We start from the raw sequence: 8786 nt of genomic DNA on the forward strand, positions 1-8786 counted from the left end.
GCCCCATGCCCCATGCCCAATTCCCCAATCAATATGGATACTCTCACACTGAAACTTCGAGGTATGAGCTGCGCTGCTTGTGCCAATAACGTCGAAAAGGCGATTCGCTCGGTTCGTGGGGTGATTGATTGCAATGTTAACTTTGGAGCTGAGCAAGCCACCATCAATTACGATCGCTCTCTCACCAATTTAGAACAAATCCAAGGTGCTATTGAAGCTGCGGGTTATTCTTCCTACTCACTTTCCGAAGAAATGCTGTCTTCAGAAGATGATGTGGAGATAGCAACCAGACAAGCAAAACAACGGGAACTTTTTCTCAAAGTAACAGTGGGAGGTGTAATCAGCAGTTTCCTATTTTTAGGATCGCTACCCATGATGATTGGGCTAAATTTGCCCATAATTCCCAGTTTTTTGGGGAATCCTTGGGTACAACTAGTACTGACAACACCAGTGGTATTTTGGTGTGGTGGTTCTTTTTACCGCAATGGTTGGAAAGCTTTTAAGCGTCATACGGCGACGATGGACACGCTAATTGCTTTGGGTACAAGTGCAGCCTATCTATATTCTTTGTTGATTACCGTTTTCCCTGGATTTTTTATTGCTCAGGGCTTGATTCCTCATGTTTATTATGAAGTTGCAGCCATTGTCATTAGTTTAATTTTGCTGGGGCGATTATTGGAAAATCGCGCCAAGGGACAAACTTCTGAAGCTATCCGCAAACTTATGGGACTCCAAGCCAGAGATGCTAGAGTCATCCGTAACGGTGTGGAAATTGATGTTCCCATCGCCGAAGTCAAAATTAACGATGTGATTTTGGTGCGTCCTGGTGAAAAGATTCCTGTAGATGGAGAAATCATTACAGGGGTTTCCACAGTAGATGAAGCAATGGTGACTGGTGAAAGTTTACCAGTTAAAAAGCAACCACCAGATGAGGTGATTGGGGGGACGATTAATGGTGCTGGTGCATTTCAATTTCGAGCCACACGAGTGGGAAAAGATACGTTTTTGGCTCAAATCGTCAAACTAGTGCAACAAGCACAAGGTTCCAAAGCACCAATTCAGCGATTGGCAGATAGAGTGACGGGATGGTTTGTACCAGCTGTGATTGCCATTGCGATCGCCACTTTTATCATTTGGTTTAGCTTCACAGGCAACCTCACCTTAGCAACCATGACAACTGTAGGTGTATTGATTATCGCTTGTCCTTGTGCCTTGGGTTTAGCTACCCCCACTTCTGTGATGGTGGGAACCGGCAAAGGTGCAGAAAATGGGATTTTGATTAAAGGCGCAGACAGCTTGGAACTGGCACACAAAATTCAAATTATCGTTTTAGATAAAACCGGTACTTTAACTGTGGGTAAACCTACAGTTACAGATTTTGTCACTGTCAACGGCACAGCCGATGGTAACGAACTCAAGGTTTTACAGTTAGCAGCAACGGTAGAACGAAATTCCGAACATCCCTTAGCCTCGGCTGTTGTCAGGTATGCCGAATCTCAACAGGTAAATTTAATAGAGGCTAAAGACTTTCAAGCAATTGCAGGTAGCGGCGTGCAAGCAATTGTTAGCCATCGGTTGGTGCAAATTGGTACCCAACGCTGGTTAACAGAACTCGGAATTAATACTACAACTCTCCAGCAATATAAAGATACATGGGAAGCTGCTGGAAAAACAGTTATTTTCATGGCTATAGATGGCGAAATTGAAGCAGTTATGGGTATTGCCGATGCCCTAAAACCTTCATCAAAAACAGCAGTGAAAGCACTGCAAAAGTTGGGTTTAGAAGTAGTCATGCTTACCGGCGATAATCAAAAAACAGCAGAAGCGATCGCCCAACAAGTCGGCATCAAACGAGTATTTGCCGAAGTCAGACCAGATAGAAAGGCGGCGATTATTCAATCTCTGCAAGAAAAGATAGAAAAATTCGCCAATCCAAAATCCAAAATCCAAAATCCAAAATCTAAAATTGTCGCAATGGTAGGCGATGGTATAAATGATGCTCCAGCCCTAGCGCAGGCTGATGTGGGAATTGCCATTGGTACGGGTACTGATGTGGCGATCGCTGCTAGCGATATCACGCTTATTTCTGGAGATTTACAAGGAATTGTGACGGCGATTCAACTTAGTCGCGCCACTATCAACAATATCAGGCAAAATCTGTTTTTTGCTTTTATTTACAACGTTATTGGCATTCCCGTTGCAGCTGGAATTCTCTTCCCGATTTTTGGTTGGTTACTCAATCCCATTATCGCCGGTGCTGCAATGGCTCTTTCTTCGGTTTCTGTTGTCAGCAACGCCTTAAGATTGCGTAAATTTCAACCAAAAACCATCTGAATTTTGGATTTTAGATTTTAGATTTTGGATTGGGAATAGCCTTGGTGAATCAGGGTTTATGCGATTGCAAATCCGTAACATAATTTTCAGATGATTACCCAATCCCCAATCCTCAGTCCCTTTTTTGGTATCAGCAAATGTTCAGTAAAAAAATGCTTTGGGGAAACTTAGCTGGTTTAATTTTTCTGACTGGAACATCAACCGTAGCCTTAGCAGAAATGCCAGTTCATTCAGAACAAAATAGCCAATTTCACTATATAGAGCAACCTTTGGGCTTGAAAGTTGGTGTGGCGATCGCTGGTTTAGCTTGCATTGGACTAGAGTTATGGTGGTTTCTTTTCTATGTCATGGATGAATAAGGGTTTTCAACTATCTTGAACTTGATTCATCCAGTTAAGTTGATTTTTATCTTTTTAGTTATTATCAACTGTGTGTTTAGAAAAATATATAAACAACAGAGTTGTTGCGTATCAAAAATTGTAACTTCTTTAATTAATTGACTTTAAAGTGTGGTCATAATTTCAATATAAATAAGCAAGTTAACATTCAAAAATGTAAGATAAATTCTTTGCAATTACTACCCTTATCTAGGAGACGCTATGCTAGGTCACTCTCCTATTAAATTTGATGTTTAATTTTGAATTTTTAATGTGCTGTTCTGCGAAACTGGCTAGAGTTTGATCGCTATTTTGTCATATTCACTCATCAAACGCTGTTATGCCGAGCAGAAAGCAGTTTTTAGCATGTTTATTTATTTGCAGTCTGATTTGTTGTTTAAGTCTAAATCAGATTTTATTGACACCTTTATCAATAAAATTTAGTGGAGAAATTAGTACAGCAAAAACAGCAGATTTATTATCAAAATTTATTAAATTTAATAGTCAAAAATTTTTTGAATCAAGATTTAATTCTTTCCAAGATATTGACAATAAAGTTTGTAGCCATCGCAAATATCAGCAAGTTAATCTTGAAGACTGTTTCAAAAAATTAAAACGCCAATATATTAACAAAAAATTAAATTTATTACCAGAAGATATTCCCATCAATGGTCAAAATATTAATGATATTATTGCTATAATTGATGACTTGCACATGATAGAAATGCACGTCAATCAAATTCCAGATAATCGTTTATCTGAGATACAAAAAAAGCAATATAATTTAGAAATTTTAAAAAATAAAACGGCATTTTTTTACTCTATTTTTTTGGATAAACGAGCCGCAATAATTGTGAATTTACCAAATAAATATCAAAAATTGAAGTGGATAAATATTGACGAAAAAACTTTCAAATCAGAGGTCAATAAATTTCGGATTGGGTTAGAAAATTATGGAGATATCGCTTACAATCCCCAGCAAGCACAAAAGCTTTATGACTGGATTATTCGACCTTTTGTCAAGGATTTAGAGTCATTGCAAATCGAAACTCTAGTTTTCGTCCCAGATGGAATTCTTCGCAGCATACCAATGGCGGCGCTACATGATGGTGAAAAATTTTTGATTGAAAAGTATGCGATCGCCACTACTCCCAGTCTAACTCTGACTAATCTGGGAACATCAACGAAAAAATTGCGGGCGTTAATTGTTGGCTTAACTAAAGATGCCATAGTTGATGGTTGCAAATGTAAGGCTTTGAGTCACGTTGCTACAGAAATTCGCCAAGTTCAGCAACAAATTCCTGATAGCAAGCAATTATTAGATGAGAATTTTACACGCCATCGCCTGGAATTAGAACTCCACCAAAGTTTTTACCCGATTATTCACATTGCTACACATGGTGAATTTTCGCAGCTTCTTGATGATACTTTCTTGGTCACCGGTGATAATCAAAAGCTCACCATCACTGAATTAAGCCGCATTTTTCGCAGTCTCAATCAAGAAAATAAAATTATAGATTTACTTATGCTGACTGCTTGTGAAAGCGCCATTGGCAATGACAATGCCGTTTTTGGTTTGGCTGGGGTTGCAGTCCAAGGTGGCGTTAAAACTGCCATAGCTCCCTTATGGTCGATAAATGATGCTGCTACCGTTGATTTAGTTACGAAATTTTATCAAGCTTGGTGTCATTCTGGAGTAAGTAAAGCCGAGGCTCTAAGAATAGCACAGCGATCGCTAATTGCAAGTAATGGAGCATCTTCTCACCCCGCATACTGGGCAGGATTTATACTTGTGGGAAATTGGTTTTAGGGAAGGAGATAAAGTTTCCCTATCTCCCTACTCCCCATAGTTAAAAGCAATATTAGTCAAATTCTGGCGTTCTACTGATTGTTCTGATTTGGCAAGACTAGCTAACAAATCGATAAAGACTTTATTGAGTTTCTGTTTGGAATTAGATGGCAGCACTTCTTTGATAGCATCGTACCAAATACCATATTTTCCATATAAATTGGCTTTGTAAGATGACTCGTTAGTAATAGCCAAGTCATGGAAGAGAGTTTGAGGTAATGCTACAACTTCGATTTCTGCTCTGGTAATTAGATTATGAGAAGGACGGTAAGGATCGCACAAACTTTGCAACTGCCAGAGATATCTTTTACCTACACTTAAACCTGGTAAATCCTTTGATAAGGATCGCTGTATCAATCCTGATGAGTTTAAGAATGTCTGTGTATAGCGATCTAGTTTTTTAGGTTTGAGGTTAGTATCGAATTCGTAGAGGCTAAATTCTATAGGTACAGATTGATTATCAACTACAAACCAAGCAAAGGTCGGATGAGTTGAAGTAGTTAGTCCTACATAGGTCATGGGTGCTAGTAGTATGGGAGAACTGCTAGCACTGCACGTTCCTCTCACACCTGATGAGTCTGAATAACCGCTTGGAGGTTTTTGATCTTTGGGTGGTTGATAGCCAGCGAGTGCAGCCTGAATTGTAACTAGAATCAGACTCAAAATACAATTTGTAAAAATCAAAGTATATAAAACTTGATGTAAAAATTTATTTTTATCATCCATCCTTTGGTGTATTTTACTGTTATGTTTACTAACTAAACCATAAATTAAAGATTTTGATTTTTGAATTTTTTCATATATATTTTTGTTAACTAAAGATGTTCCCATGACCATCTTTCCTCCTTCAATATTGCAGGAATTAAATCATTAAAAAAAGCTTTATGTTTTGTAGAATTTCATCACAAAAATCTACAAAAATGCATAAATTAATTGTCTATTTGCCAAGACAATATGATTGTATTATTATTTGATAATACACGATTACATAGCTGAATAACCATGAAGTTATTAAAAAGTTGGAACTAAATTCCTTCACTACAAATTTAGTAATGTTTTATGTAAGTAGAACGATTTGAAAAAACCAAACTATGTAAATGAATGTAAAAAGCTTGGCATTTAGTTCGTACTAAGGACTTTAGTCCTTAGTACAAACCTTTAATTATTTACACCGTTCTACTTAGGAATATAATTCAGTTAAGTTTTATGTCGTTACAGCCAAAGTAAGCTATTGGGCTTTTAAATTCCACGGTTGACGGTTAACTGACAACCGGGAACAGTCAACATAATCGTGACAGTTTATAAATAGCAGTTTTATGATTAAAATTTAGTTGTTCTTGGTCTTAGTTATTTTATGGTTGGAACCAAGATTTTGGCATTGGCCAAGACAATTCACAAAGAGTACCTCTCGGAGAAAGAGATACCCGCCGGAATTTACCTTTGAATTGTCGAGCTAAATTTCTAAATTGTTGAGTACCGCGACCTTCTGTAAATGAGGTGATACCCAAACCATCATCAACAATACTGAGAGTGTACCAACCTTCAGATGAAGAACAAGTTACTTCTAGACGAGTTACTCCTGTGGCGTGTTTGCCAACATTGCATAATGCTTCTTCTAAAAATCGGCAAAGACTTTGCTTTTGTTCAATAGTCAAATGTCCTTCATCTATCGGTTCAAAGTTACGAATTTTAATCCTGAGGCTTTGAAAACAGGGGAATTCTCGCTCTAGGGTATGGTTGTAAACTTGATAAAGAATTTCATGAAGAGGATCTTTCAAGTTGAGAACTAGACTTTTTCCTAAATAAAGACTGGCATCTTGGTCTATTGGTTCTCGTTGCAAAAATTCATAAATTCCCCGTAACTCTCGATTTAATTTTTCTAGTTCTTGTTCTATTTCTGCGAGCAATTCATTAGTTGGTAAATTTCGGTCTTTTAACAATTTCAATACTTTAGCCAGATTTTGTAAAGGCCCATTGTGAATCGTTTCAAAAGTGCGTTCAATTGTAGCTTGACGGGCTTTAATACCCAACCTCAAAGCTCTATCGTTTTGATATAAAGCTGTGAGTTCGATACCATTTAAAATTAAAACTAAAACTGCCGGAATTATTGGCAGCCACCAACCCCAACTCAGTAATAAATAACTAATAACTACCAGACTAAAGCTAGCGATAATAACAACTAAACAATTACTCAAAAAAGATTTAGTAAGCTTAGCAGTAGCAATTCCTAAAATGCCCCAAATTATAATCCACAGATATTCCCATCCATCTTGCCAAGTTTTTAAGAGTGGTCTAGAGTCTAGTACTGCACTGGTAATTTGACTAACAGCTTGTGCTTGAATCTCTAATCCATAAACTCGTCCGTTGGCGGGTTTAATAGATTCCATCGCTGAAGTCGTGATAAAATCTTTACGGCTAGGAGAAGTGATGCCAATAATGACTATGCGATCGCGTATCCAATCTGGATTAAATCCATCGCTTTTCAAGTCGTATAAAGATAAAGTTCTAAATCTAGCTTGACCACTACGAAAATTGAGCAGTACTTGAACGCCGCCGGCATTTGTTTGCACGTATCCCCCAGAGTTAGGAAAAAACCGGGGTAACTCAATATTGTTAAACCTAATAGTAGCGCGATCGCGGATACCATTTTCTAAAGTAATTCCTTCCTTGGCTAAATAAATTTCTGCCAAACGTAAAGACAAAGAAAACTTGTATCCCACAGATGTTGGTGTTGACAACAAGCTGCGCCTTAATTTGCCATCACTATCAAGAATTTGATCCGCAAAACCAAGCTGCATCGGTGATAAAGTGGGAGGTGGAGCAACTTCATCTGGTAATACTTTTTCAATAGCAATTAAATTTTTCAGCCTTTGAAAAACTGTAACTAGTTCATCATGACCGGGGTTAACAGGTAAATCTCTATAAATATCTAGACCAATAACTCTTGGTTTATAACTTTCTAATTTTAATAACAATTGGGCTAAATCTCTGTCTGATATGGGAGAATTAGTAGCATATTCTTGGCGAGTGCGAATATCATCTTCATTAATTCCCACTAGCAAAATTCTTTCATCGATTGGTTCTTGTGGACGTATACGCAAAAAAGTATCGAAAGCAAGCCATTCTAAAGATTGCATTGCACCAGTTAAACGAGCCAAAATTACCAGCCCTATCACTGCAATACCTGGTAAAGCACCTACACGCCAAATGCTAATTTCTTCTTTGATTTTTCTCCCAAGTCCAGGCTGCATAAATGCTTATTGTAATCTCTAATGACTCCAAAAACAATGAGATATCAAAACCCCGATTTATTAAATAACTAAGAGATAAATTGCTGAAATACTACTTAGTGTAGCAAGATATTCATTAATCAATTAATCCTTCTTCTCTAGCTCGCATTTCAGTTTGAATGCGGATATTTTTGCCTTCTTCAGGATAAACATCTAAAACGTCTTGCAACTTACTCCAGTAATGGCGTACCATCCGTTCCGATATGCACATACGCTCAGCAATGGTTTTATCTTGCAATCCTTCTCCAAAAGCTAAAGTTAACATCCTCAACCACTCAGGCTTAACTTCTAATCCTGAATGAATACCTTTAATATCTTTTGTATGAGTTAATCCCTGTAAAGACCAATCAACTCTAGTCAACATTTCTTGAGTAGAAAGACTCTTATCTGCAACCGTAAAACCTCCTTTATGGCTATCAATATCAGGTCTAATTCTCACTAAAGTTCTGATATTAGCACTTTGAACTACGATATTTAAATTGGGATAATTTTTCATCAAAGTCCGGAGTAATTGCAAACCTGTATCTGGTCTTGCAGTTGTTTTTGGGTTATCTGGAATCGATAAATCCATAACCACAATATCCGGTTGCAAAGTGGTAATTTGATTCAAAGCATTCTGAGCATTCCCAGCAAGAAGCAATTCCGCATCAGAAAAATGTTTTTGCAACACATTGACAGTGCCAGACAACACAGATTCGTGGTCATCAATTACTAGAATTTTCAACAAATGCTTTTCTGTTAAAATTTCTTGCATAATTAATGTTCCACCCTTTTCCAACGTGTTTATGAGTATTTTTTATTTGCTATAGCAGTCCGATTTGATTAATGAACTGATCTGTATAGGCAGGCAAGAGGCAATAGGGAATAGGCAACAGGGTTATAAAAGAGTAAAGTGTACGGAATTTTGTTCAAAAATCAAATAGGATTCCTATATTA

At 37.5% G+C, this 8786-nt stretch carries 6 protein-coding genes; 3 read left to right on the plus strand and 3 right to left on the minus strand.

The genetic code is table 11. The features are described 5' to 3' along the window. Positions 1 to 33 precede the first annotated feature (33 nt). The 3 genes from GNE10_RS27890 to GNE10_RS27900 all read left to right on the plus strand — a co-directional run bounded on the left by GNE10_RS27890 (position 34) and on the right by GNE10_RS27900 (position 4521). On the plus strand, positions 34 to 2334 hold the full coding sequence (locus tag GNE10_RS27890) for a heavy metal translocating P-type ATPase (RefSeq protein ID WP_185568821.1): 2301 nt from the start codon (positions 34 to 36) through the stop codon (positions 2332 to 2334). 137 nt (positions 2335 to 2471) lie between these two features. Then, positions 2472 to 2693 carry a hypothetical protein gene (locus tag GNE10_RS27895; protein WP_185568822.1) on the plus strand — a complete coding sequence of 74 codons (222 nt, stop codon included), beginning with the start codon at positions 2472 to 2474 and terminating at the stop codon, positions 2691 to 2693. 436 nt (positions 2694 to 3129) lie between these two features. Next, the gene (locus tag GNE10_RS27900; protein ID WP_260447063.1) at positions 3130 to 4521 is read left to right on the plus strand and encodes a CHAT domain-containing protein; all 1392 of its coding nucleotides are present in this window, start codon (positions 3130 to 3132) and stop codon (positions 4519 to 4521) included. A gap of 27 nt (positions 4522 to 4548) precedes the next feature. On the opposite strand, the gene GNE10_RS27905 is transcribed toward GNE10_RS27900, so the two are convergent. From GNE10_RS27905 to GNE10_RS27915, 3 genes are all read right to left on the minus strand, one after another. Further along, a complete protein-coding gene (locus GNE10_RS27905) occupies positions 4549 to 5391 on the minus strand; it encodes a DUF928 domain-containing protein (RefSeq protein WP_185568825.1) in 843 nt (280 codons plus the stop codon). Between the two features lie 521 nt (positions 5392 to 5912). Beyond that, positions 5913 to 7811, minus strand: coding sequence for a CHASE2 domain-containing protein (locus GNE10_RS27910; RefSeq protein ID WP_185568827.1), 1899 nt, complete (start codon positions 7809 to 7811; stop codon positions 5913 to 5915). Positions 7812 to 7926: 115 nt separating this feature from the next. After that, on the minus strand, positions 7927 to 8604 hold the full coding sequence (locus GNE10_RS27915; RefSeq protein ID WP_185568828.1) for a response regulator transcription factor: 678 nt from the start codon (positions 8602 to 8604) through the stop codon (positions 7927 to 7929). Positions 8605 to 8786: the final 182 nt, after the last annotated feature.

This window comes from Nostoc sp. 2RC (assembly GCF_014222165.1).
Taxonomy (GTDB): Bacteria; Cyanobacteriota; Cyanobacteriia; order Cyanobacteriales; family Nostocaceae; genus Nostoc; species Nostoc linckia.